The sequence below is a fragment of the Stenotrophomonas sp. S4 genome, assembly GCF_054187805.2.
Genome location: NZ_CM196188.1, coordinates 3,122,132 through 3,144,047 on the forward strand (window position 1 = coordinate 3,122,132; position 21,916 = coordinate 3,144,047).

Below are 21,916 nucleotides of genomic sequence, written 5' to 3' on the forward strand. Positions count from 1 at the left end.
CACCCTCCGTGTCGTTGCTGCATTCCGCCCGGCGTTGGCCAGGCGCTACCCTGTGGGGGTCACCCTGGTGAGAGTCACGCGGCCTCGAAGCGTGCGCGCACCTCGGCGGTCACTGCCGGCATCGGCAGGAAGCGCGGTTGCCCGCGCACGCGTTGCAGCCAGGCACGCACCTCCGGGAATGGCTGCAGGCTGATTCCACCCTCGCCTGCGACGTCGGTATAGGCGAACAGCGCGATGTCGGCGATGCCGTACCCGCTGCCGGTGAACCATTGCGCTTCACGCAGATGTTGCTCCATCACCGCCAGCGCGGTGGCGGCGCGCTCGTGCAGGCGTGGCAGTTCTGCGCGGCGCGGCGACTCAGGCGGGGTCCAGCCGCGGATGAAGCGCGCGACCGCTACGCACGGCTCGTGCGTGTACTGCTCGAAGAACATCCAGCTCAGTGCCTGCGCACGCTCCCAGCCATCGGTGGGCAGGTAGGGCGTGCCCTCGGCCAGCCAGAACAGGATCGCGTTGGATTCAGTCAGCACGCGACCATCGTCGCGGACGATCAGCGGCACCTTCGCATTGGGATTGAGCGCGAGGAACTCAGGGGTGTGGGTCTGGCCATGGGCACTGTCCACTTCTACCCAGCGGTAGCGGCTGCCGAGCTGCTCCAGCAGCAGGCGGACCTTGTGGCAATTGCCTGACACCGACATGCCGTGCACCGTCAACGGGACGCGCTCTTCCACCATTGCCTGCTCCCTCGGATCCGGCCGGCGGCCGGCTGCATGCAGTCTGGCAAGCACGCCGGTGAATGCCAAGCGCGGGTGCAGCATGGCTACACCGTGGTGCCGGCCGCTGGCCGGCACTCGCATGAATCCTGCTGCAAATAGATTGCCGGCCAGCGGCCGGCACTACCGGGCAATGTTCAGCGTGTGCGCTGCCGCCACTGTTCGCGCGACTGGCCCCAGATCTGCATGGGCTTGTCGTTGTACGGCGCCGGCAACTCGCCCATGCGCAGCAGGGTGCTGCCGAGCTTGCGTGCCACGGCCCGGGAGTTGTCACTGTTCTCGGCGATGGTATGGATCACCTCCTCCCAGCCCAGCGTGTCGAAGGCCCAGTTGATCGCCGCGACCGCCGCCTCCGGCGCATAGCCCCTGCCCCAACTGGCATGGCGGATGCCCCAACCGACCTCGGTACCCGGCCAGTCCTGCGGCTGCCACGGTCCCATCCGCCCGATCCAGTCGCCGCTGGATTTCTCGATCACGCTGAACATCGAGAAGCCGAACAACTGCCAGGCGCCAGCCAGGCTGCAGAAACCGCGCCAGGCCACCGAGGGCGGCTGCACGCCACCGAGGGTGCGCATCGTGTCCTCGTCGGCGCAGAACGCCAGGTATGGTTCGTAGTCCTCGCGCAACAGCGGGCGCAGGATCAGCCGCTCGGTTTCGATGCGCAGGTCGAAGATGCTCATGCCGGCTCCATGTCGAAGGGGGCATCCATGATGGAGGATTGCTTCCCTGCGCGGATGAATATCGCCGGCCGCAACGAAACGGGCCGGCATGCGCCGGCCCGTCAGGTACTGCAGGCTGCGCCGGGATTACTGGCGCGTGGCTGCGGCAGTGGCACCGGCGGCAGCGGTCTGCGTGACCAGCTGGCCATCGACCACCGGCAGGCGATCGCTGGCCGGCTTGTTGTCCATGCGCACGGTCTTCTCGGCGCCGTCATAGCGGTAGGTCACGTTGTAGCCCTTGACCACATCGGTGTTGCCCATGGCGATGCGGTTGCCCGGCTTGCTGGCCATGCGCATGGTGCCGGTGGTGCCGTCCTCGTTGCGGTAGGTCACGTTGTAGCCGGTGACGCGGCTCGACTCGGAGGTGGCGGTCTCGGTATGGCACTGGCGTTCGGTACGGTTGACCACGCGGCCGCCCACGTGGCGCTTGTCGATCTGGTTGCCGATGAAGCCGCCGGCCACGGCACCGGCTGCGGTCGCGGCCTTCTTGCCGTTACCACCACCCACCTGGTTGCCGAGCAGGCCACCGACCACAGCGCCGACCACGGTGCCGCCGACATTGCCATCACGCTCCGGCAGGCGTTCCTGCACCGTCACGTCCTGGCAGACCTCGTGCGGGGTCTGGGTGGTGGAGGTCTCACGGACCGGATCGGTGCCGATCACGGTGGCATACGCCTTCTGCTTTTCGGTGATCGGATCGACCTTCAGCACATCGGCGTACTCCAGGCCGCGCGGTGCGGACGGGTCGAGCTTGTCACCACGCGCGCCATCGTCGGTGGCACTGCCATCGACCAGGCGCGACTCGCCATTGGGGGTTGCGGCGCTGATGGAATCGGGCGATTTGTCGCCACTCTTCATGAAGGCGGCGGTGGCGATGCCACCGACCAGCAGCGCGCCCGCTGCGACCAGGACAGTTGTAGTTGTGCTTTTCATGACCTGCTCCTTGCGGACCATCCGCAACGTTCTCGGACCAGATTGCAGCATGCGCTGCCTGAACGGAATCTCCACATTTCCTGCTCATTGCTGTAACCCATTCAGCATCGGGAAATGCTGGGCCCGTGGTAGCGTTTGCATATTCCCCACGAGGATTCCCGCCATGGCCAACCCGATGCTGCTGCCGGTACTGCAATGGGCCCGCCGGCTGCGCTACCCGACCCTGTTCAAGCTCACCGCCGGCCTGTTCGTGCTGACGTTGTTCATCCCGGACCCGATTCCGTTCGTCGATGAGCTGGTGCTGGGCTTCGGCACCCTGCTGCTGGCCAACTGGAAGAGCCGCAACGCCATCACGCCCCCGCCGCTGGAACAGCGTTGAGCGTGCTGGTCGACAGCCACTGCCATCTGGACGCCAGCGAGTTCGACCGTGACCGCACCGCCGTGGTCGAGCGTGCGCAGGCGGCTGGTGTGCGCCTGCAGGTGGTACCGGCGGTGACCGCAGCCAGCTGGCCGAAGCTGCGCGAGGTCTGCCGGCAGGCACCGGGTCTGTACCCGGCCTACGGCCTGCATCCGATGTTCCTGGCCGAGCACCAGCCTGGGCACCTGCCGCTGCTGCGCGAGTGGATCGAGCGCGAACGCCCCTGCGCGATCGGCGAATGCGGCCTGGACTTCTTCGTCGAAGGACTGGATGCCGAGGCTCAGCAGGTGTATTTCATCGGCCAGCTGGAACTGGCCCGTGAATTCGAGCTGCCGGTGATCGTGCACGCGCGACGTGCGGTGGATGCGGTGATCGCCGCCATCCGCCGCATCGGCGGCCTGCGCGGCGTGGTGCACAGCTTTTCCGGCAGCCCCGAACAGGCCGCGCAACTGCACGGGCAGGGCTTCCTGCTCGGCCTCGGCGGCCCATTGACCTACGACCGCGCGCAACGACTGCAGCGGCTGGTACGTGAGATGCCGCTGGAACAGCTGCTGCTGGAAACCGACGCACCGGACCAGCCCGATGCCGGCATCCGCGGCCAGCGCAACGAACCGGCGCGGCTGGCGACCATTGCCCGCCATGTGGCCGCGCTGCGCGGGATGGAGCTGGATGCCGTGGCCCAGGCCACGACGGAGAATGCGCGGCGGCTGTTCACGCTGCCGGCGCTATAGCGGTAGTGCCGGCCGCTGGCCGGCATCTGCGCTGATTCAAGCATTCCGGCGTTGCCGGCCAGCGGCCGGCACTACCATCACGCGTCGGCGTGATCCTCGACCACTTCAGCCTTCACCTTCTTCGGCTCCAGCAGCATCTCCAGCGCCTTGCCCACCGCCGCGAAGGCGAACGCGCCGGTGATGTGGGTCGCCGCGCCCAGGCCGGCGCCACAGTCCAGCTTCAACGCCGCATCGGCGCCCAGGTTCGGGCGGAGGCCACACACACTGCCATCGGCCTGCGGGTACTTCACATTCTCCAGCGAATACACCGCCGGCACGCCGAAATAGCGCTTGGCGTTCTTCGGGAAGTTGAATTCGCTGCGCAGCTTCTTGCGGATCAGCGCCAGCATGGCGTCGTGCTCGGTGCGCGAGACATCGCGGATACGCACCAGGGTCGGGTCGGTACGGCCACCGGCTGCCCCCACGGTCAGCAACGGCAGTTTGCGGCGGCGGCACCAGGCGATCGTCTCGACCTTGACCCGGAAGCTGTCGCAGGCATCGATCACCAGATCGAACCCCCGGTCCAGCAGCTCGGCCATGTTGGACACGGTCAGGAACGCCTGCACGGCGTCGACCTCGATGTCCGGATTGATCGCACGGCAGCGCTCGGCCATTGCTTCGGCCTTGTTGCGGCCGTAGTTGCCTTCCATCGCCGGCAGCTGCCGGTTGGTGTTGGACACGCAGATATCGTCGGCATCGATCAGGGTCAGGTGGCCGACCGCCGAACGGGCCAGCGCCTCCACCACCCACGAGCCGACGCCGCCCATGCCCACCACCGCCACGCGGCTGCCCTGCAGGCGCTCGAGCGCGCCCACGCCATACAGCCGTTCGATGCCGGCGAAGCGTTGTTTGACCTGTTCGTTCATCGGGCTATTTTAACGTGCAGGTGCCGGCGCCCGCAGTACGCCGGCATCGAACCCACCGTTGCAAGCCCGGAGAGCCCGCATGAATGCCAGCCCGCCCCGCCGCCTGTCCACCGCCCATCGTTACCTGTTCGTGCTCTGCCTGGGCCTGCTGATCGGCCTGATCGCCACGGTGATGGTCAGCCGTGCCCTGCAGGCCCGCCGTGACCCGTTCCCGGACAGCCTCATGCAGGTGATGCAGCGGCAGTCGCAGCTGCTGCAGCAGGCCCAGCAGCAGAACCGCTGCAGCCTGGCCGACAGCGTGCCGCGCCTGCAGGCCATACGCCTGTTGTCCAACGATCTGGATCTGGCCTTTCCCGGGCTGAAGGACAGTGCGCAGTTCCAGCAGCACGCCAGCCAGCTGCGCGGCAACCTCAACACGGCGCTGGCCTCACCGCCAGGCGACTGCAAAGCCCTCGCCCAGGTGGTGGAAACACTGCAGGCGGACTGCCGTGCCTGCCACCAGGACTTCCGCTGACGCGCATTCATCCTGCAGCCGGTCAGGGCACGCACGGTTGGCGCGTTGTTCACGTTCGAAAGGAGAGGATTCGTCCACCCTGCTGCATGACGCAGTACCACCCAACGCACCCGCCTTCACGGCCAGGAGACGCCTCATGAAGATCCAGCTCATCGCTGCCAGTGCCATCGCAACCCTCGCCCTGGCCGGCTGTGCCACCTCGCCCGGTTACGGCGGCGGTGGTTACAACAACGGCTACAACAACGGCGGCTACGGCAACAATGGCGGTTACAACCAGGGCCGCTGCGCCGACTGCGGCATCGTCACCCGCATCAACACCGTGCCCTCGGGCCGCACCGCGCCCAGCGCGACCGGTGCGATCCTCGGCGGCATCGTCGGCGCCGTGGCCGGCCATGAAATCTCCGACCACACCGGTGGCAGCCGTGGCAACAAGAACATCGCCGCCGCTGCAGGCGCGGTCGGTGGCGCCCTGGCCGGCAACCAGATCCAGAAGAACGTCACCAGCGATACCTATGACATCAGCGTGCGCATGGATGATGGCCGTACCATCGTGGTCAACCAGCGCGATCTCGGCGGCATCCGCGAGAACACCTACGTGCGCGTGGTCAATGGCAAGGTCATCCTGCGCTGACCTGCACCGGGCCAACGGCAAAGAAAAAGGCCCGCTTGCGCGGGCCTTTTTCATGCCGACGGGCGGCGGGTATTACACCGGCTGCACCTTGTCAGCCTGCAGGCCCTTCTGGCCCTGCACGACTTCAAAGGTCACCGACTGGCCTTCCTTGAGGCTCTTGAAGCCCTGGGTCTCGATGGCGCGGAAGTGCACGAACACGTCCTCGCCATTCTGCCGGCTGATGAAGCCGAAGCCCTTCGCATCATTGAACCACTTTACGGTACCGGTCTCGCGCTCAGCCATCTCACTAACTCCCTTTGACTCTCTCTTGTTGTTGGAAACGCCCGGTGGGCGGCTGACAAGCAAGGGGGAAGCGAGGTGCATCGATGCAGCGGATCGGAAAGATCTTGCTTCATCAGGCCACGATCCACGGTGACCTTGCCAAGCTCAGCGACTGCAACTTAACCCGCCCAAAACGAAAAATCAACTGGCAAAATCTTTCACTGTCAACCCCAAAACGGACACCATACGGGACAGCATGGGACTCTCATTCATCTTATATCTGCTAGCGGTCATTTTTGTCCTGATCGGCATCGCCGGCATCGTCCTGCCAGCCCTTCCGGGCATCCCGCTGGTATTCATCGGACTGCTGCTGGCGGCCTGGGCCGACGGCTTCGCCCATGTCGGCTGGCCCACGCTGGTCGCGCTGGGCGTACTGACCCTGCTTTCACTGCTGGTGGACGTGCTGGCCACCGTGGTTGGGGCACAGCGCGTCGGCGCCAGCCGCAAGGCCCTGTGGGGCACCTTCGTCGGCAGCATCGTCGGCCTGTTCTTCATGCCCATCGGCCTGTTTGCCGGCCCCCTGATCGGCGCCCTGCTCGGCGAGTACTGGCACACCCGCGAACTCGGCCGCTCGACCAAGGTCGGCCTGGCCACCTGGCTCGGCATCCTGCTCGGCCTGGCACTGAAACTGGCGGTGGTGATCGCGATGCTGGGCCTGTTCGCGTTCGCCTGGTTCTTCTGAGCCACCTGGCCTTCACGCCACGCGCACGCCGGGGCCGTGCATAAACCGTGGGGCTGGCCGCGATCCGTTGCAGCCGCCACACTGTGCGATTCCCGTATCCACCGAAGGGCCTGCTGCAATGACCCTCCCCACGCTGCTTCCCCGTCTGGCGCCGCTGGCGCTTGCCCTGGCCAGTGCACCGCTGGCCGCGCAGGAGTTCGTGCCCAGCACCGACACCTCGCCGGCCGCCTGCGCGGCGATCACCACCGACGCGGCGCGCCTGGCCTGCTATGACCGCCTGTTCGCGCACACCCCGCAGGCCACCGCCGCTGCCGACGCCGCTGCCGAGGCAGCCGCGCAGGCCCGCCGCGAAGAGCGCCAGACCGCACGTGTGAGCCAGGGCGAAGAGAAACTGCGCGAACGGGTCAGCGACCTGTTCCGCCCGGCGGCACCGGACAGCGCGCTGGCCAACGCCGGCCGCGGTTCGCTGCTGGACAGCCGCTGGGAGCTGGCCGAGGACTCCAAGCTGGGCCCGTTCCAGCTGCGCGCCTACAAGCCGGTGTACCTGCTGCCCGCGTTCTGGACCAGCGACCGCAACACCATGCCGCACTCGCCGAACCCGGCCAACAGCGTAACGACCCCGCAGGTGCTCGACAGTGCCGAACTGAAGTTCCAGATCAGCTTCAAGACCAAGATCGCCGAGAACCTGTTCGGCGACAACGGTGATATCTGGGCCGGCTACACCCAGAGTTCGCGCTGGCAGGCCTACAACAGCGAGGATTCGCGCCCGTTCCGCGAAACCAATTACGAACCGGAAGTGATGATGGTGTTCCGCAACGGCTACTCGATCGGTGGCTGGCGCGGGCGCATGACCGGCATCAGCCTCAACCACCAGTCCAACGGACGGGCCGATCCGCTCTCGCGCAGCTGGAACCGGGTCATGCTCAACATCGGCCTGGATCGCGAGAACTGGGCGCTGGTCCTCCGCCCGTGGTACCGCATCCCGGAAAGCCGCAGCGAAGACAACAATCCGGACATCGAGGACTACATGGGCCGCGGTGACGCGACCCTGATCTGGAACCGCAACGGGCATGAGGTCGCGCTGATGGCGCGCCATTCGCTGCGCACCGGCAGCCGCTCCCACGGTGCACTGCAGCTGGACTACGGCTTCCCGATCAGCAACCTGCTGCGTGGCCATGTGCAGATCTTCGACGGCTATGGCGAGAGCATGATCGACTACAACCACAAGGCCACCTATGTGGGCGTGGGCGTGTCGCTGCTGGAGTGGTTCTGATGGACGTGACGATCTGGCACAACCCGGCCTGCAGCAACTCGCGCGGCGCACTGAAGCTGATCCGCGATGCGGGCTTCGATCCGGTGGTCATCGAGTACCTGGGCAACCCACCCGACGCGGCCACGCTGCGCCAGGTGCTGGCCGAGTCGGCGCTGAACGCGCGCGATCTGGTGCGCAGCAAGGAAGCGCAGTTCGCCGAACTCGGGCTGGAAGATGCCGACGAGGCCACGCTGCTAGCCGCGATGGCCGAATACCCGCACTTGATCAACCGTCCGGTGGTGCGCACCCCCAAGGGCACGCGGCTGTGCCGCCCACCGGAAACGGTGCTGGAGATCCTGTAACCCCAAAAAGGGGACGGAGGGAATTACGTCGCTTGTGCACAAACGACTTAATTCCCTCCGTCCCCTTTTTCGGTTACCGCCAGTCGGTGATGCCTTCGCGGCGGTACACCTCTGCGAACGCCGGGCGCGCCTTCATCGCCGTGGCATGCGCCTTGAGTGGCGGCCAGGTGTCACTGGGCCTGGGCATGTTGCGCGACCAGCGCATCAGCATCACCAGCATGTAGTCGACCACGCAGGGCGTTGCGCCCAGCAGATAGGGCCCATGCGCCAGCAGGTGCGTGGCCACATGCTGCCAGGCCGCTTCCAGGCGCTGCCGCGCCATCTCGCGACTGGCCTCCACGTTTGCCTCGCCCGCCACCTCGTTCGGATAGAACCAGGCGCGATAGGCCGGCTGCAACGTATTGGCACACCAGAACATCCAGCGGTAGGCATCGGCGCGCTGCGGCGTGCCCAGCGCGGGCAGCAGGTGGGCGTCCGGATGGCGGTCGGCCAGGTACAGTGCGATCGCCGCCGCTTCGGTCATTACTAGGCCGTCGATCAGCAGCGTCGGCACCACGCCGGCGGGATTCAGTGCCAGGTACTCCGCCGACTTGTGCTCGCGCGCGTCGAAATCCAGCAGCACCAACTCATGCTCGATGCCGAGCTCGATCAGCAGCCAGTGCACCACCAGGGCGGCGGTGCTTGTCGAACCATACAGCGTGGTGCTCATGCGGCGGATCCTGTGCAGGTGGACCGGCCGATTATGCGCCCGTGCGAGCGCCGTTGCTCAGCCGCAGCTGCTCATGCAGGTATCGCGGCGTTCGCCACAGGACATCATCGGCGCGCGCATTGTGCAGTCATGCGCCTTCAGCTCGCAGGCGCGGCGCAGCTCGGGGTTGGCAACATCCTTGCAGCGCTTGTCTGGTGCCGGCACCACCTGCTGCTCGCAGCTGAAGGCACTGTTGCCGGTACTGCCCTGTGCCATGCAACTGCGGTAGCCTGCCTGGCACTGCATTCGGCACTGCGAGGACGCGGAAAAATCCGCACCTTCGTACGATGCCGGGGTGCTGCAGCCGGCCAGCGCCAGCACGACGCCAACCATGATGGATCGAAGCAGGGTCATGGACACATCCTGTGTGAGGTCGCGCCGAGACTAGCAGGCGGACGATTGCAGGATCGTTGATCCGGCCCGCACACAACAACGGCGCCACACAGGCGCCGTTGTCTGGGACGGAGCGGGAGGACTTACTCCACCACCACCGGGATCTTGCCGATGCGGGCCTGCCATTCGCGCGGGCCGGTCTTGTGCACCGATTCGCCGGTGGAGTCGACCGCCACGGTCACCGGCATGTCCTGCACGGTGAACTCGTAGATTGCCTCCATGCCCAGGTCGGCAAAGCCGACCACCTTGGCCGCCTTGATCGCCTTGGACACCAGGTAGGCCGAACCGCCAACCGCCATCAGGTAGGCCGACTTGTTGTCACGGATCGCTTCGATCGCCGCCGGGCCGCGCTCGGCCTTGCCGACCATGCCCAGCAGGCCGGTCTGCTCCAGCACCTGGCGGGTGAACTTGTCCATGCGGGTCGCCGTGGTCGGGCCGGCCGGGCCCACCACTTCGTCGCGCACCGGATCAACCGGGCCGACGTAGTAGATGAAGCGGCCCTTCAGGTCGACCGGCAGCTGCTCGCCCTTGTTGAGCATGTCGACCATGCGCTTGTGCGCGGCGTCGCGGCCGGTCAGCAGCTTGCCGTTGAGCAGCAGGGTCTGGCCCGGCTTCCAGCTGGCCACGTCTTCGGGGGTGATCGTATCCAGGTCCACGCGGGTGCCCTTGGATGCGTCGTAGGTCAGCTTCGGCCAGTCTTCCAGCGACGGCGGGTCCAGCATCACCGGGCCGCTGCCATCCAGGGTGAAGTGCGCATGGCGGGTGGCCGCGCAGTTCGGGATCATCGCCACCGGCAGGTTGGCCGCATGGGTCGGGTAATCGTTGATCTTGATGTCGAGTACGGTGGTCAGGCCGCCCAGGCCCTGCGCACCGATGCCGAGCGCATTGACCTTCTCGTACAGCTCCAGGCGCAGCTCTTCGATGCGGTTGGACGCACCGCGAGCCTGCAGCTCGGTGATGTCGATCGGCTCCATCAGCGCTTCCTTGGCCAGCAGCATCGCCTTCTCGGCGGTGCCACCGATGCCGATGCCGAGCATGCCCGGCGGGCACCAGCCGGCGCCCATGGTCGGCACGGTCTTCAGCACCCAGTCGACGATGGAGTCGGACGGGTTGAGCATCGCGAACTTGGTCTTGGCTTCCGAACCACCACCCTTGGCGGCGACGATCACATCGACCGTGTTGCCCGGCACCACCTTGACGTTGACCACGCCCGGGGTGTTGTCCTTGGTGTTGATGCGCTTGCCGGCCGGATCAGCCAGCACCGAGGCGCGCAGCTTGTTGTCCGGGTGCATGTAGGCGCGGCGCACGCCTTCATTGGCCATGTCTTCCACGCCCATGGTGGCGTCGTCCCAGCGCACGTCCATGCCGATTTCCAGGAACACGGTGACGATGCCGGTGTCCTGGCAGATCGGACGGTGGCCTTCGGCGCACATGCGCGAATTGATCAGGATCTGCGCCATCGCTTCCTTCGCGGCCGGCGACTCCTCGCGCTCGTAGGCGGCGGCAAGGTTCTTGATGTAATCGACCGGGTGGTAGTACGAGATGTACTGCAGCGCGTCGGCGATGGACTGGATGAGGTCTTCCTGCTTGATCGATGTCACGACTTGCTCGCTTGCTGGAGGCTGGCGGGGGTAATCCGCCTATTTTACCCCCTCCCCCGGCCCCAGGGTGGTAGTGCCGGCCGCTGGCCGGCAATATCCGCACACGCCCTCTGTCACGCCATGCGCCACTGCGGCGTCCTTGCCCACATGAACGCCGAAACCGCTTTCCAGACCCACCGCCCGCGCCTGATGGCCCTGGCCTACCGCCTGCTCGGCAGCCGCGCCGACGCCGAAGACGTGGTCCAGGATGCCTGGCTGCGCTGGTCCGGCGCCGACCCGGCGGCCGTCCGCGACCCCGAAGCCTGGCTGGTCACCACCACCACCCGGCTCGGCCTGGACCGGCTGCGCGCGGCCAAGCGCGAGCGCGTGCACTACGTCGGCCCATGGCTGGCCGAACCGCTGGCGGTCACCCTGGAGCCCGACCCGGCACCCGGTCCGGCGCAGCTGCATGCGCTGGCCGACGATGTCTCGGTGGCCTTCCTGACCCTGCTCGAACAGCTCGGCCCTGAGGAACGCGCCGCGTTCCTGCTGAAGGAGGCCTTTGATCACGATTACCGCGAGATCGCCGACCTGCTCGGCCACAGCGAGGCCAACTGCCGGCAGCTGGTGCACCGCGCGCGGCAGCGCCTGCAGGCCGGGCGGCCGCGCTTCAACGCCGACGCCAGCCAGCACCGGCAGCTGCTCGCACGCTTCATGGACGCCTCGCAGCGCGGCGACAGTGAAGCGATCCAGGCCCTGCTGCACGCCAACGCGGTACTGGTTTCCGACGGCGGTGGCGTGGTCACTGCGGCGGTGCGGCCCCTGCTCGGCGCCGAACGCATTGGCCGCCTGTTCTGGGCCATCGCCCGCCGCGGCGCGGTGCATCCGGCGCAATTGGGCTACGTCAATGGCGAACCGGCGATCCTGCGTTTCCAGGGCGATCGCCTGCACTCGGTCACCACCATCGAGGTGGTCGATGGCCGCATCGCCAACGTGTACAGCGTTTTGAATCCGGAAAAGCTGCCGGGTGTTGTCACGCGCGATGACGGTGCGGCGTCCTGGTAGTGAAAGGTGGCCATCGTGGCCGCCGTGGAGCCGAAAATGTCCGACCACGCCTCTCCCCGCGTTCCCTATACCCGCCTGGCCGCCGAGGCCTTCAAGGGCCTGCTGGCCACCAGCAAGGCGGTGCATGAAAGCTCGATTGATCCGACCCTGATGGAACTGCTGTTCCTGCGCGTGTCGCAGCTCAACGGCTGCGGCTACTGCATGGACATGCATGGCACCGCGCTGCGCAAGGGCGGCATCGAGCCGCGCAAGCTGGACACCCTGCCCGCGTGGCACGAAAGCCGCTTCTTCGATGCGCGCGAACGCGCGGCGCTGGGCTGGGCCGAGGCGCTGACCCGGCTGACCGACGGTGCGCCGTCGCAGGCAGCGTTCGACGCACTGGCACCGCACTTCGATGAGAAGGGCATCAGTGACCTGAGCATGGGCATTGCGGTGATCAATGCCTGGAACCGGTTGGGCGCGGGCCTGCTGCCGCCGCTGCCGTAACGGGGGCTGGCCGGGCGGGTTCCTGCAACGGTTGGTAGGTGTCGATCTTGGTCGACACGGTAGATCCACGCCATGCGTGGATGCGGCAGGGTCGGATCCCTTCGCCACGCGAAGGGCTCTGACCCAATCCGGGCTGATGGGGTCAGCACCCTTTGCGCCACAAAGGGATCTGACCCCGGCGCGGCCACACGGCTGCACTGACCCCCTTTGCACGCGTCGGGCGCGCACAATACGCGCATGCCTGCTTCCCCCACCGCTGGCGCTGCCGCCGCGAAGAAACCCAGCCTGCGCCAGCGCTTCAGGGCGATGCGCAACCTGCCGCCGTTCCTGCGCATGGTCTGGCAGACCAGCCCCGCGCTCACCCTGGCCAGCCTGGGGCTGCGCCTGATCCGCGCCCTGCTGCCGGTGGCGATGCTCTACGTCGGCAAGCTGATCATCGACAGCGCCCTGCACCTGAGCCAGCACGATGCCGGCTTCCCGCCGCTGGGCGAGGCACTGTCGAGTGGTGTGCTGAATCCACTGCTGGGCCTGCTGGCGCTGGAATTCGGCCTGGCCATCGCCTCGGATCTGCTCGGCCGGCTGGTCAGCTACGCCGATGCCCTGCTCTCGGAACTGTTCGCCAACGTCACCAGCATCCGGCTGATGGAACACGCCGCAACGCTGGATCTGGAGGACTTCGAAGACCCGGACCTGCAGGACAAGCTGGACCGTGCGCGACGCCAGACCATGGGCCGGATGAACCTGATGAGCCAGCTGTTCGGCCAGGTGCAGGACGCGATCACCGTGGCCAGCCTCGCAGTCGGCCTGCTGGTCTACGCGCCGTGGCTGATCCTGCTGCTGGCGCTGGCACTGGTGCCGGCCTTCATCGGCGAATCGCACTTCAACGCGGCCGGCTACAGCCTCAACTTCCAGTGGACGCCCGAGCGCCGCCAGCTCGACTACCTGCGCCAGCTCGGTGCCAGTGTGGAAACGGCCAAGGAAGTGAAGATCTACAACCTGCACCGCTTCCTGGTGGAGCGCTACCGGCGGCTGTCGGTGGCGCTGTTCCAGGCCAACCGCGCCCTCGCCCGGCGCCGCGCGTTCTGGGGCACGCTGCTGGCCGCACTGGGCACGCTGGGCTACTACACCGCCTATGCCTACATCGCGTGGCGCACCGTGCGCGGCGACTTCTCGATCGGCGACCTGACCTTCCTCGCCGGCAGCTTCCTGCGCCTGCGCCAGCTGCTGGAAGGCCTGTTGATCGGGTTCTCGCAGGTGGCCAGCCAGGCCCTGTACCTGGATGACCTGTTCTCGTTCTTCCAGATCCAGCCGGAAATCCACTCGCGCGAAGGCGCCGTGCGCGTGCCGCAGCCGATCCGCCAGGGCTTCGTGTTCGAGAACGTCGGCTTCCGCTACCCGGATGCCGAGCAATGGGCCGTGCGCCACCTCGATTTCCAGCTGCGGGCCGGCGAAGTACTGGCCCTGGTCGGCGAGAACGGCGCCGGCAAGACCACGCTGGTGAAGCTGCTGGCGCGGCTGTACGAACCGGACGAGGGCCGCATCCTGCTCGATGGCCGCGACCTGCGCGATTACGACCTGGACGACCTGCGCGCCAACCTCGGGGTGATCTTCCAGGACTTCGTGCGCTACAACCTCAGTGCCGGCGAGAACATCGGCGTCGGCCAGGTCGAGGCGATGGCCGATCAGGCGCGCATCGCCGACGCCGCACGGCGCGGCATGGCCGAGGAAGTGATCGACGACCTGCCCGGCGGTTACGACCAGCTGATCGGCCGCCGCTTCAAGCAGGGCGTGGACCTGTCCGGTGGCCAGTGGCAGAAGATCGCCATCGCCCGCGCATGGATGCGCAATGCGCAGGTGATGATCCTGGATGAGCCAACGGCAGCGCTGGATGCGCGCAGTGAGTTCGAGGTGTTCCAGCGGTTCAGGGAGCTGGCGGATAATCGCACCGCAGTGCTGATTTCCCACCGTTTCTCCTCGGTCCGCATGGCCGATCGCATCCTGGTGCTGGCCGATGGCCGGATCGAGGCCAGCGGCACCCATGAGCAGCTGATGGCCCAGGGCGGCCGCTACGCCGAGCTGTTCGAGCTGCAGGCGGCCGGTTACCGCTGAGAACGCCTCTCGTTCCGCCTAATGAGAACCTGTCTCATTTGAGATAGAATCACCCCCGACGACTTCCGATAGATACGCCCATGTCCTCCGCTTTTGGCGCCGAAACGGTGCTTGAGGTCCGTCACTGGACCGATGCCTACTTCAGCTTCACCCTCACCCGCGACAGCGGTTTCCGCTTCGAGAACGGCCAGTTCGTGATGATCGGCCTGGAAACCGAGGCGCGGCCGCTGCTGCGCGCGTACTCCATCGCCAGCGCCAACTGGGAAGAGCACCTGGAGTTCTTCAGCATCAAGGTGCAGGACGGCCCGCTGACCTCGCGCCTGCAGCACATCAAGCCGGGTGACAAGGTGCTGGTCGGCAAGAAGCCCACCGGCACCCTGCTGATCAGCGACCTGCACCCGGGCAAGAACCTGTACCTGCTGGGCACCGGCACCGGCATGGCGCCGTGGCTGTCGGTCATCAAGGACCCGGAAACCTACGAGCGCTTCGAGAAGGTGATCCTGTGCCACGGCGTGCGCTACGAAAAGGACCTGGCCTACCGCGATTACTTCGAGAAGGAACTGCGTGAGCACGAGTTCCTGGGCGAGATGATCGGCGACAAGCTGCTGTACTACCCGGCCGTCACCCGCGAGCCGTTCGCCAACCAGGGCCGCCTGACCCAGCTGATGGAAAGCGGCGAGATGCAGCGCACGCTCGGCCTGCCGGAGCTGAGCCCGGAAAACGACCGCGCGATGATCTGTGGCAGCCCGCAGATGCTGGCCGACCTGCGCGCTGTGCTCGATGCTCGCGGTTTCCAGGTTTCGCCGCGCATCGGCCAGCCGGGCCATTACGTGTTCGAGCGCGCGTTCGTCGAGAAATAAGGCTGCAACGGTAGTGCCGGCCGCTGGCCGGCTCTCCGTGCGCTACGGGATTACCGGCCAGCGGCCGGCACTACCACCCTTCACAGCAGCGCTTCAATCTCGCCGCGCAGCTGCTCCGGCCTGGTGGTGGGCGCATGCCGCGACACCACCCGCCCCTCGCGGTCGACCAGGAACTTGCTGAAATTCCACTTGATGCGGGCACTGCCGAGCAGGCCACGCTTCTCGCGCGCGAGCCACGCCCACAGCGGGTCGGCACCGTCGCCGTTGACCTCGATCTTTTCCGACAGCGGGAAGCTGACCGGATAGTCCAGCGAACAGAACTGGCGGATCTGCGCGGCATCACCCGGCTCCTGCGCGCCGAACTGGTTGCACGGGAAGCCGATCACCACCAGGCCGCGTTCGCGGTACTCCTGCCACAGCTGCTCCAGCCCGGTGTATTGAGGGGTGAAGCCACAACGGCTGGCGACGTTCACCAGCAGCATCGGATGGCCCTGGTACCGGGCCAGCGCCTGCGGCTGGCCGTCGAGGTCACGGAAGCTGAAATCGTAGGCGGTTGTCATGATGGCGGGCCGTGGGCGGTGACTGCATGGTACCCGCGCCCGGCCCCGGCAACATGCCTTTTGACACAAGTGCAGGCGCCGCCGGCCGGGTTACCCTCGGGCCCTTGTTTGCCTTACCGGAGCTTCTACCTTGACCACTCGACTTGCCCTTGCCGTGGCCATGTCCCTCGGCCTTGCCCTGCCCGCCTTCTCGGCCGGCGCCGCCACCCCGGCTGCCAGCACCAATGCCCAGCAGGCCAACCCGTTCTTCGCCGAAAGCCCGCTGCCGCTGCACTTCCCGCAGTTCGACAAGATCAAGGACAGCGACTTCGCCCCGGCCTTCGACGCCGGCATGGCGCAGCAGCTGAAGGAAGTGGAGGCGATCGCCAACAACAAGGCCAAGCCGACCTTCGACAACACCATCATCGCCCTGGAAAAGAGCGGTGACATCCTCGACCGTGCGACCACCGTGTTCTTCAGCCTGGTCGGCGCCGATACCAACGACACCCGCAAGAAGCTGCAGGCCGACTACTCGGCGAAGTTCGCCGCGCACAGCGATGCGATCGCGCTGAACGGCAAACTGTTCGCCCGCATCCAGGCGCTGTACGACACCCGCAGCCAGCTGGGCCTGGACGCCGAAGGCGTGCGCCTGGTCGAGAAGTACTACGACAACTACGTGCGCGCCGGCGCCAAGCTGTCCGAGGCCGACAAGGCCAAGCTGAAGGCGATGAACGCCGAGCTGGCCAACCTGGGCACCAAGTTCAGCCAGAACGTGCAGTCGGAAGTGAACGCTTCGGCGATCACCGTCGACGACGTCAAGGAGCTGGCCGGCCTGTCCAAGGAGCAGATCGCCGCCGCCGCCGAAGCCGCCAAGGCCCGTGGCCTGGAAGGCAAGTACGTGATCACCCTGCTCAACACCACCGGCCAGCCGCCGCTGACCAACCTGGCCAACCGCGCCCTGCGCCAGAAGATCTACGAAGCCTCGACCACCCGCGGCAGCCGCGGCGGTGAGTTCGACAACACCGCGCTGGTCTCGCGCATCATGCAGCTGCGTGCCGACAAGGCCAAGCTGATGGGCTTCCCGAACTTCGCCGCCTACAACCTGACCAACCAGACCGCCAAGACCCCGGAAGCGGTCAACGCGATGCTGGGCAAGCTGGCCCCGGCCGCGGTGGCCAATGCCAAGCGCGAAGCCGCCGACCTGCAGGCGATGATCGACAAGGAGCAGAAGGCCGCGCGCAAGCCGACCTTCCAGCTGGAACCGTGGGACTGGGCCTTCTACAGCGAGAAGGTGCGCCAGGCCAAGTACAACTTCGACGAGTCGCAGCTGAAGCCGTACTTCGAACTGAAGAACGTGCTGGAAAACGGCGTGTTCTACGCTGCCGGCCAGGAATTCGGCCTGACCTTCAAGCAGCGCACCGACCTGCCGGTCTACCACGATGACGTCACCGTCTACGACGTGTTCGACGCCGATGGCAGCCAGCTGGCGATCTTCATCTTCGATCCGTATGCGCGCGCCTCCAAGCGTGGCGGTGCGTGGATGAACTCCTACGTCTCGCAGTCCAAGCTGACCGGCTTCAAGCCGGTGGTCGCCAACCACCTGAACATCCCGAAGCCGCCGGCCGGCCAGCCGACCCTGCTGACCTGGGATGAGGTGAACACCACCTTCCACGAGTTCGGCCACGCCCTGCACGGCATGTTCTCCAACGTGAAGTACCCGTACTTCTCGGGCACCTCGGTGCCGCGTGACTTCGTCGAGTTCCCGTCGCAGGTCAACGAAATGTGGTCGGACAACCCGGTCATCCTGAAGAACTACGCCAAGCACTACCAGAACGGCTCGGCGATGCCGCAGGCGCTGCTGGACAAGGTGATTGCCGCATCGAAGTTCAACCAGGGCTTTGCCACCACCGAATACCTGGGTGCGGCGATGCTGGACCAGAACTGGCACCAGATCGGCCCGGACCAGGTGCCGGCGGCCAAGGACGTGATGGCCTTCGAGCGCGCCGCGCTGGAGAAGGACGGCATCTACTATGCGCCGGTTCCGCCGCGCTACAAGACTCCGTACTTCAGCCACATCATGGGCGGCTACTCGGCCGGCTACTACGCCTACATCTGGTCGGAAGTGCTCGACGCCAACACCCAGAAGTGGTTCAAGGACAACGGCGGCCTGAGCCGCAAGAACGGCGACCACTTCCGCGCCACCCTGCTGTCCAAGGGCGGCAGCGTCGACGCGATGCAGCTGTTCCGCGATTTCGCCGGCCACGAGCCGCAGATCGAACCGCTGCTGGAAAAGCGTGGCCTGACCGGCGCCGGCAACTGATCGCCAGCGCAGTGGCCTGAAACGAAAACCGCCCGGGAGACCGGGCGGTTTTTTTTGTTGATCATCCACGCACGGCGTGGATCTACGGGTGGGTGCCGACCGTTGGTCGGCACGATCCTTCCGGGCCATGAACCCCGGTATCGTCCATCCACGCATGGCGTGGATCTACTGTCTGTCAACGCGGTGCCACGTACCCACCGGGCACGCCCTCCGGCGACAGCACCAGCTGCCACAGCTGCGCGTGCCGGCAGCGGAAGGTGGCCATCGACCCGGCCAGGTAGAAACGCCACATGCGCCGGAAGTGCTCGTCGTAGTGCGCATCCAGCTGCGGCCACGCCGCTTCCACGTTGCGTCGCCACGCCTGCAGGGTCAGGTCGTAGTCGGTGCCGAAGTTGTGCCAGTCCTCCAGCACGAAACGGCCTTCGAACGCCCTGGTGATCTGCACCGCCGATGGCAGCATCGAGTTGGGGAAGATGTAGCGCGCAATCCACGGATCGGTGCGATGCCGGGAGATGTTGGTGCCGATGCTGTGCAACAGCAGCAGGCCGCGCGGTGACAGGCAGCGCTTGGCCACCTCGAAGAAACTGCTGTAGTTCTTGTCACCGACGTGCTCGAACATGCCGATCGAGAAGATCGCATCGAACGGTTCGTCCAGCTCGCGGTAGTCCTGCAGGCGGATCTCGATCGGCAGGCCCGCACACAGTTCGCGGGCGAACTCGGCCTGCTCCTGCGAAATCGTCACGCCGACGCCACTGACACCGTAGCGCTCGGCGGCGAACTTCAGGGCTTCGCCCCAACCACAGCCGATGTCCAGCACGCGCTGGCCCGGGCGCAGGCCCAGCTTGCGGCAGACCAGGTCGAGCTTGGCCTCCTGCGCTGCATCAAGGTCATCAGCGTTGCGCCAATAGCCGCAGCTGTAGACCAGGCGCTGGCCGAGCATGGCCTGGTAGAGATCATTGCCCAGGTCGTAATGGCGACGACCGACTTCGTAGCTGCCCTGCCCCACCTGCAGGTTGAACAGGCGCGCCTTCAGCGCGTCCGCCACTTCGCGCCAGCCGTGCACCCGCTCATCCAGATGCGCCTGCATCAGGTGGACGAGGAATTCATCCAGGACGTTGGCATCCCACCAACCTTCCATGTAGCTCTCGCCCAGGCCGAGCGAGCCGTGGCCCATGACCCGCGCGAAAAAGCGCGGGTCATGCACCTGGATGTCCTGTGGCTGGGTGCCGCCGATGCGGACCCCGGCTTCGTGGAGCAGGCCGGCGACCCGCTCCTGCAACCCTGTATCCACGCCACCTCCTCGACTGCGGTCAACCGCGTGCGAACAGCTCCACGTAGTCCCTGGCCACGTGCGGCAACAGCACCGCCGCCGGTACATCGGCGGTCTGGGTGCCGTCCGAGTATGGACCCACCTGGTACGGCGGGAAAACAAAGCGCAGCGCGGTGATCTGCCCCTTGTCGTCGGTCAGCGGCTGGAACTGGCTGAAATTGTCGGCCTGCGGGCCGGTGCCGTCGGCGATCATGCGCGATGCGTTGCGCAGCGATTCCTGCAGCTGGGCCGGATCCATGTCCTCGCCGCTGAGGCGCGTGGCCACGCGTTCGCGCAGCTGGTCGGCGACGAAATCGCTGATCGCCTTCCAGCCCTTGGCATCAGCCACCAGCTTTTCGGCGCTGAGCATCTGCTGGTGCTGCGGCAGCCACACGAAGCGGGCCACCAGCGGCTCGCCGTGGGCGCCACCGGTGTAGCGGCTGCCATCGGCACTGATCACCACCAGCTGCGGGGTTTCCAGCAGCTTCTCGAAGCTCAGCGACAGCTCGTACGGCATGGTCGGCTTGTCGTTGCCCAGCCCGTCCAGCGCCTGCTGCAGGTCGCTGCGCGCACTCGTCGCATAGCTCTGCAGCGCGCGGGCCAGGCCCGGATAACGGTCGATACCGGCCGGGTAGCTGATGCCCACCACCTCGCGCTCGTTGTTCTCGATCACGTCGCGCAGGTCCAGCGGCGCTTCCGTGGCCGGCGTTTCGCCTGCGGCGGTGGCTTCGGCGGCGGGCGCCGCGTCGGTCGCCGGTGCCGGCTCGCTTTCACGCTGGCAACCGGCCAGCAACAGCACGCCCACCACGCCGGCCAGCACGCTGCCGTGCAGTGGCCGGTTGTTTCCAATCTTCATCGGGATCCCCTGTTCATGTTTGTACATCATCGCCTGCCATGGCTGAAGCGTGGCCCGCTGGCATTCAGCCAACGAGCAGGTCGTGGTACTCCTCGTGCCGCTGCAGGAAGGCCTCGGCGTAGGAACATGCCGGCACCACCTTGTACTTCTGCTCGCGGGCGAAACGCAGCGCCACACGGGTCAGCTCACCGGCGATGCCACGGCCCGCGATCGGCTCGGGTACCTCGGTGTGGGTGATGACCATGCGCTTGCGCTTGATCTGGTAGTCCAGCACCGCCAGCTGTCCTCGCACACGGGCGGTGAAGCGGTGGTTGGCCAGGTCGTGTTCGACCTCGTAGGCCAGACCGGGGGGCGTGACCGAAGCCATGGAACTGTCTCCTGCAGCGACTGCGTGGATGGTGCGCAGCCGGGCGCCATGATCGCGTGAAGCCTGAACAGGGGCAAGTCCAGTCCATTCACGTCAGTTTTCGCCCCTCAAGCTGGAGGCGGGCCGGCCGCTATCGCCTATGGAGGGGTACGGCCAGGCTGGCACGACCCTTGCGACCGTTGACCATGCGCACCACCGTGGAGGCCCCCATGCACGCCAGCAATTCCCATTCCGATACCGACCGCGCCCTGCTGGAGGGCCTGCTGCAACTGGCGGTGGAAGGGCAGACCGAGGATCAGGATTTCCAGCGCATCGGCGAGGAAGTGTTCGCCCGCCTGCTGGATACCTACGGCCAGCAGACCGCGGCCTGACCCGGCCGGGGCGGATCGGACCCGATCCGCCCCGCTACCTGCATCAACCGCCGCCGAGGCGGAAGGTCGGGTTGGAGAGCTCGCGCAGGAAGTGGTTGAAGATGCTCGGCTGCATGGCCAGCATGAAGATCACGCCAAACGCCGCGCCTGCCAGGTGCGCGCTGTGGTTGATGCGGTCGCCGCCGCGCTTGTCCATCCAGATGCTGTAGCCGACGTAGAACGCGGCATAGATGATCGCCGGTGCCGGAATGAAGAACACCAGGATGATCGACCACGGCTTGATCAGGATGAAGGCGAACAGCACCGCCGACACCGCCCCGGACGCCCCGAGGCTGAGGTAGTTCGGGTTCTTCTGGTTCTTCAGGTAGCTGGGCAGGATCGAGACCAGCAGCGCGCCGATATAGAACGCCGGGTAGGTCAGGTAGCTGCCGGTCAGCTGCACCATCACGCTCTCGATGAATCCCCCGAAGAAGAACAGGGTGATCATGTTGAAGATCAGGTGCGACCAGTCGGCATGGATGAAGCCATAGGTCACCAGCCGGTCGTACTGGCGGTGACGGTCGATGGCCGGCGGCCACAGGATCAGGCGGTCGGCCAGCTTGCGGTTGTTGAACGCCATCCACGACAGGATGGCGGTGATGGCGATCAACAGCAGATTGACGGGGGTCATGTCAG

General features: G+C 66.4%; 26 protein-coding genes. 13 read left to right on the top strand and 13 right to left on the bottom strand.

Features of this window, described 5'->3' with window-relative positions; all coding sequences use genetic code 11:
• Window positions 1–74 precede the first annotated feature (74 nt).
• The 3 genes from ACUZUJ_RS14665 to ACUZUJ_RS14675 all read right to left on the bottom strand — a co-directional run bounded on the left by ACUZUJ_RS14665 (window position 75) and on the right by ACUZUJ_RS14675 (window position 2,422).
• On the bottom strand, window positions 75–731 hold the full coding sequence (locus ACUZUJ_RS14665; protein WP_049444808.1) for a glutathione S-transferase family protein: 657 nt from the start codon (window positions 729–731) through the stop codon (window positions 75–77).
• A gap of 176 nt (window positions 732–907) precedes the next feature.
• Window positions 908–1,450 carry a GNAT family N-acetyltransferase gene (locus tag ACUZUJ_RS14670; protein ID WP_458219950.1) on the bottom strand — a complete coding sequence of 181 codons (543 nt, stop codon included), beginning with the start codon at window positions 1,448–1,450 and terminating at the stop codon, window positions 908–910.
• 126 nt (window positions 1,451–1,576) lie between these two features.
• Window positions 1,577–2,422 (bottom strand): glycine zipper 2TM domain-containing protein, encoded by an 846-nt coding sequence (locus tag ACUZUJ_RS14675; protein WP_014037786.1) that lies wholly within the window; start codon window positions 2,420–2,422, stop codon window positions 1,577–1,579.
• 163 nt (window positions 2,423–2,585) lie between these two features.
• Between ACUZUJ_RS14675 and ACUZUJ_RS14680 the strand changes: the two genes are divergently transcribed.
• The gene (locus tag ACUZUJ_RS14680; RefSeq protein WP_014037787.1) at window positions 2,586–2,801 is read left to right on the top strand and encodes a DUF6116 family protein; all 216 of its coding nucleotides are present in this window, start codon (window positions 2,586–2,588) and stop codon (window positions 2,799–2,801) included.
• Complete coding sequence (locus ACUZUJ_RS14685) at window positions 2,798–3,571, top strand: TatD family hydrolase (protein ID WP_119006515.1); 774 nt, start codon at window positions 2,798–2,800, stop codon at window positions 3,569–3,571. The genes ACUZUJ_RS14680 and ACUZUJ_RS14685 overlap by 4 nt, the downstream gene beginning before the upstream one ends.
• Window positions 3,572–3,648: 77 nt before the next feature.
• Here ACUZUJ_RS14685 and ACUZUJ_RS14690 read toward each other — a convergent pair whose 3' ends face one another.
• Window positions 3,649–4,476, bottom strand: coding sequence for a tRNA threonylcarbamoyladenosine dehydratase (locus ACUZUJ_RS14690; RefSeq protein WP_049444765.1), 828 nt, complete (start codon window positions 4,474–4,476; stop codon window positions 3,649–3,651).
• Window positions 4,477–4,555: 79 nt separating this feature from the next.
• Between ACUZUJ_RS14690 and ACUZUJ_RS14695 the strand changes: the two genes are divergently transcribed.
• Together ACUZUJ_RS14695 and ACUZUJ_RS14700 are read left to right on the top strand one after the other, a co-directional pair.
• Window positions 4,556–4,990 carry a cytochrome c gene (locus ACUZUJ_RS14695; RefSeq protein ID WP_049444767.1) on the top strand — a complete coding sequence of 145 codons (435 nt, stop codon included), beginning with the start codon at window positions 4,556–4,558 and terminating at the stop codon, window positions 4,988–4,990.
• A gap of 136 nt (window positions 4,991–5,126) precedes the next feature.
• Window positions 5,127–5,621: a glycine zipper 2TM domain-containing protein gene (locus ACUZUJ_RS14700; RefSeq protein ID WP_005410289.1), complete on the top strand. Its 495-nt coding sequence runs from the start codon at window positions 5,127–5,129 to the stop codon at window positions 5,619–5,621.
• Window positions 5,622–5,693: 72 nt separating this feature from the next.
• Here the strand turns inward: ACUZUJ_RS14700 and ACUZUJ_RS14705 are convergent, their stop codons facing one another.
• A complete protein-coding gene (locus ACUZUJ_RS14705; RefSeq protein ID WP_014037792.1) occupies window positions 5,694–5,903 on the bottom strand; it encodes a cold-shock protein in 210 nt (69 codons plus the stop codon).
• 235 nt (window positions 5,904–6,138) lie between these two features.
• On the opposite strand from ACUZUJ_RS14705, the gene ACUZUJ_RS14710 reads away from it, so the two are divergent.
• The 3 genes from ACUZUJ_RS14710 (at window position 6,139) to arsC (ending at window position 8,238) form a co-directional block, all read left to right on the top strand.
• A complete protein-coding gene (locus ACUZUJ_RS14710; RefSeq protein WP_014037793.1) occupies window positions 6,139–6,624 on the top strand; it encodes a DUF456 domain-containing protein in 486 nt (161 codons plus the stop codon).
• Between the two features lie 118 nt (window positions 6,625–6,742).
• Window positions 6,743–7,897 (top strand): phospholipase A, encoded by a 1,155-nt coding sequence (locus tag ACUZUJ_RS14715; protein WP_014037794.1) that lies wholly within the window; start codon window positions 6,743–6,745, stop codon window positions 7,895–7,897.
• Complete coding sequence (gene arsC, locus ACUZUJ_RS14720) at window positions 7,897–8,238, top strand: arsenate reductase (glutaredoxin) (RefSeq protein WP_049444769.1); 342 nt, start codon at window positions 7,897–7,899, stop codon at window positions 8,236–8,238. Before ACUZUJ_RS14715 ends, arsC begins: the two co-directional genes overlap by 1 nt.
• A gap of 73 nt (window positions 8,239–8,311) precedes the next feature.
• On the opposite strand, the gene ACUZUJ_RS14725 is transcribed toward arsC, so the two are convergent.
• The 3 genes from ACUZUJ_RS14725 to ACUZUJ_RS14735 all read right to left on the bottom strand — a co-directional run bounded on the left by ACUZUJ_RS14725 (window position 8,312) and on the right by ACUZUJ_RS14735 (window position 10,980).
• Window positions 8,312–8,947, bottom strand: coding sequence for a glutathione S-transferase family protein (locus tag ACUZUJ_RS14725; RefSeq protein WP_049444771.1), 636 nt, complete (start codon window positions 8,945–8,947; stop codon window positions 8,312–8,314).
• Between the two features lie 57 nt (window positions 8,948–9,004).
• Window positions 9,005–9,340 (bottom strand): hypothetical protein, encoded by a 336-nt coding sequence (locus tag ACUZUJ_RS14730; protein ID WP_135966650.1) that lies wholly within the window; start codon window positions 9,338–9,340, stop codon window positions 9,005–9,007.
• 122 nt (window positions 9,341–9,462) lie between these two features.
• Window positions 9,463–10,980, bottom strand: a complete 1,518-nt coding sequence (locus ACUZUJ_RS14735) for a fumarate hydratase (protein ID WP_008268808.1) — start codon at window positions 10,978–10,980, stop codon at window positions 9,463–9,465.
• 147 nt (window positions 10,981–11,127) lie between these two features.
• On the opposite strand from ACUZUJ_RS14735, the gene ACUZUJ_RS14740 reads away from it, so the two are divergent.
• The 4 genes from ACUZUJ_RS14740 (at window position 11,128) to ACUZUJ_RS14755 (ending at window position 15,479) form a co-directional block, all read left to right on the top strand.
• Window positions 11,128–12,024, top strand: a complete 897-nt coding sequence (locus ACUZUJ_RS14740; RefSeq protein WP_049444775.1) for an RNA polymerase sigma-70 factor — start codon at window positions 11,128–11,130, stop codon at window positions 12,022–12,024.
• Between the two features lie 36 nt (window positions 12,025–12,060).
• Window positions 12,061–12,510, top strand: coding sequence for a carboxymuconolactone decarboxylase family protein (locus tag ACUZUJ_RS14745; RefSeq protein ID WP_014037799.1), 450 nt, complete (start codon window positions 12,061–12,063; stop codon window positions 12,508–12,510).
• Window positions 12,511–12,747: 237 nt separating this feature from the next.
• Window positions 12,748–14,619: an ABC transporter ATP-binding protein gene (locus ACUZUJ_RS14750; RefSeq protein WP_101765793.1), complete on the top strand. Its 1,872-nt coding sequence runs from the start codon at window positions 12,748–12,750 to the stop codon at window positions 14,617–14,619.
• An 80-nt stretch (window positions 14,620–14,699) separates the two neighbouring features.
• A complete protein-coding gene (locus ACUZUJ_RS14755; RefSeq protein ID WP_049444779.1) occupies window positions 14,700–15,479 on the top strand; it encodes a ferredoxin--NADP reductase in 780 nt (259 codons plus the stop codon).
• A gap of 80 nt (window positions 15,480–15,559) precedes the next feature.
• Here the strand turns inward: ACUZUJ_RS14755 and ACUZUJ_RS14760 are convergent, their stop codons facing one another.
• Window positions 15,560–16,039, bottom strand: a complete 480-nt coding sequence (locus tag ACUZUJ_RS14760; protein WP_458219951.1) for a glutathione peroxidase — start codon at window positions 16,037–16,039, stop codon at window positions 15,560–15,562.
• 130 nt (window positions 16,040–16,169) lie between these two features.
• Here ACUZUJ_RS14760 and ACUZUJ_RS14765 point away from each other — a divergent pair, with 130 nt between their 5' ends.
• A complete protein-coding gene (locus ACUZUJ_RS14765; protein WP_119006522.1) occupies window positions 16,170–18,338 on the top strand; it encodes a M3 family metallopeptidase in 2,169 nt (722 codons plus the stop codon).
• A 175-nt stretch (window positions 18,339–18,513) separates the two neighbouring features.
• On the opposite strand, the gene cfa is transcribed toward ACUZUJ_RS14765, so the two are convergent.
• The 3 genes from cfa to ACUZUJ_RS14780 are packed head-to-tail and all read right to left on the bottom strand — an operon-like array spanning window position 18,514 to window position 20,870.
• Window positions 18,514–19,629: a cyclopropane fatty acyl phospholipid synthase gene (gene cfa, locus ACUZUJ_RS14770; RefSeq protein WP_119006523.1), complete on the bottom strand. Its 1,116-nt coding sequence runs from the start codon at window positions 19,627–19,629 to the stop codon at window positions 18,514–18,516.
• 19 nt (window positions 19,630–19,648) lie between these two features.
• On the bottom strand, window positions 19,649–20,530 hold the full coding sequence (locus ACUZUJ_RS14775) for a PdaC/RsiV family protein (RefSeq protein ID WP_049444810.1): 882 nt from the start codon (window positions 20,528–20,530) through the stop codon (window positions 19,649–19,651).
• A 37-nt stretch (window positions 20,531–20,567) separates the two neighbouring features.
• A complete protein-coding gene (locus ACUZUJ_RS14780) occupies window positions 20,568–20,870 on the bottom strand; it encodes a GNAT family N-acetyltransferase (RefSeq protein ID WP_005417588.1) in 303 nt (100 codons plus the stop codon).
• Between the two features lie 209 nt (window positions 20,871–21,079).
• Here ACUZUJ_RS14780 and ACUZUJ_RS14785 point away from each other — a divergent pair, with 209 nt between their 5' ends.
• Complete coding sequence (locus ACUZUJ_RS14785; RefSeq protein WP_014037806.1) at window positions 21,080–21,241, top strand: hypothetical protein; 162 nt, start codon at window positions 21,080–21,082, stop codon at window positions 21,239–21,241.
• Between the two features lie 43 nt (window positions 21,242–21,284).
• Here the strand turns inward: ACUZUJ_RS14785 and ACUZUJ_RS14790 are convergent, their stop codons facing one another.
• The gene (locus ACUZUJ_RS14790) at window positions 21,285–21,911 is read right to left on the bottom strand and encodes a rhomboid family intramembrane serine protease (RefSeq protein WP_014037807.1); all 627 of its coding nucleotides are present in this window, start codon (window positions 21,909–21,911) and stop codon (window positions 21,285–21,287) included.
• Window positions 21,912–21,916: the final 5 nt, after the last annotated feature.

Excerpts from the sequence above, each read along its gene's own strand:
- ACUZUJ_RS14775 (WP_049444810.1), bottom strand. The coding sequence starts at position 20,530 with ATGTACAAACATGAACAGGGGATCCCGATGAAGATTGGAAACAACCGG.
- ACUZUJ_RS14750 (WP_101765793.1), top strand. The coding sequence starts at position 12,748 with ATGCCTGCTTCCCCCACCGCTGGCGCTGCCGCCGCGAAGAAACCCAGC.
- ACUZUJ_RS14725 (WP_049444771.1), bottom strand. The coding sequence starts at position 8,947 with ATGAGCACCACGCTGTATGGTTCGACAAGCACCGCCGCCCTGGTGGTG.
- ACUZUJ_RS14690 (WP_049444765.1), bottom strand. The coding sequence starts at position 4,476 with ATGAACGAACAGGTCAAACAACGCTTCGCCGGCATCGAACGGCTGTAT.
- arsC (WP_049444769.1), top strand. The coding sequence starts at position 7,897 with ATGGACGTGACGATCTGGCACAACCCGGCCTGCAGCAACTCGCGCGGC.
- ACUZUJ_RS14705 (WP_014037792.1), bottom strand. The coding sequence starts at position 5,903 with ATGGCTGAGCGCGAGACCGGTACCGTAAAGTGGTTCAATGATGCGAAG.
- ACUZUJ_RS14755 (WP_049444779.1), top strand. The coding sequence starts at position 14,700 with ATGTCCTCCGCTTTTGGCGCCGAAACGGTGCTTGAGGTCCGTCACTGG.
- ACUZUJ_RS14700 (WP_005410289.1), top strand. The coding sequence starts at position 5,127 with ATGAAGATCCAGCTCATCGCTGCCAGTGCCATCGCAACCCTCGCCCTG.
- ACUZUJ_RS14675 (WP_014037786.1), bottom strand. The coding sequence starts at position 2,422 with ATGAAAAGCACAACTACAACTGTCCTGGTCGCAGCGGGCGCGCTGCTG.
- ACUZUJ_RS14670 (WP_458219950.1), bottom strand. The coding sequence starts at position 1,450 with ATGAGCATCTTCGACCTGCGCATCGAAACCGAGCGGCTGATCCTGCGC.
- ACUZUJ_RS14740 (WP_049444775.1), top strand. The coding sequence starts at position 11,128 with ATGAACGCCGAAACCGCTTTCCAGACCCACCGCCCGCGCCTGATGGCC.
- ACUZUJ_RS14760 (WP_458219951.1), bottom strand. The coding sequence starts at position 16,039 with ATGACAACCGCCTACGATTTCAGCTTCCGTGACCTCGACGGCCAGCCG.
- ACUZUJ_RS14710 (WP_014037793.1), top strand. The coding sequence starts at position 6,139 with ATGGGACTCTCATTCATCTTATATCTGCTAGCGGTCATTTTTGTCCTG.
- ACUZUJ_RS14695 (WP_049444767.1), top strand. The coding sequence starts at position 4,556 with ATGAATGCCAGCCCGCCCCGCCGCCTGTCCACCGCCCATCGTTACCTG.
- ACUZUJ_RS14730 (WP_135966650.1), bottom strand. The coding sequence starts at position 9,340 with ATGACCCTGCTTCGATCCATCATGGTTGGCGTCGTGCTGGCGCTGGCC.
- ACUZUJ_RS14665 (WP_049444808.1), bottom strand. The coding sequence starts at position 731 with ATGGTGGAAGAGCGCGTCCCGTTGACGGTGCACGGCATGTCGGTGTCA.
- ACUZUJ_RS14780 (WP_005417588.1), bottom strand. The coding sequence starts at position 20,870 with ATGGCTTCGGTCACGCCCCCCGGTCTGGCCTACGAGGTCGAACACGAC.
- ACUZUJ_RS14680 (WP_014037787.1), top strand. The coding sequence starts at position 2,586 with ATGGCCAACCCGATGCTGCTGCCGGTACTGCAATGGGCCCGCCGGCTG.
- ACUZUJ_RS14790 (WP_014037807.1), bottom strand. The coding sequence starts at position 21,911 with ATGACCCCCGTCAATCTGCTGTTGATCGCCATCACCGCCATCCTGTCG.
- ACUZUJ_RS14745 (WP_014037799.1), top strand. The coding sequence starts at position 12,061 with ATGTCCGACCACGCCTCTCCCCGCGTTCCCTATACCCGCCTGGCCGCC.
- ACUZUJ_RS14785 (WP_014037806.1), top strand. The coding sequence starts at position 21,080 with ATGCACGCCAGCAATTCCCATTCCGATACCGACCGCGCCCTGCTGGAG.
- ACUZUJ_RS14715 (WP_014037794.1), top strand. The coding sequence starts at position 6,743 with ATGACCCTCCCCACGCTGCTTCCCCGTCTGGCGCCGCTGGCGCTTGCC.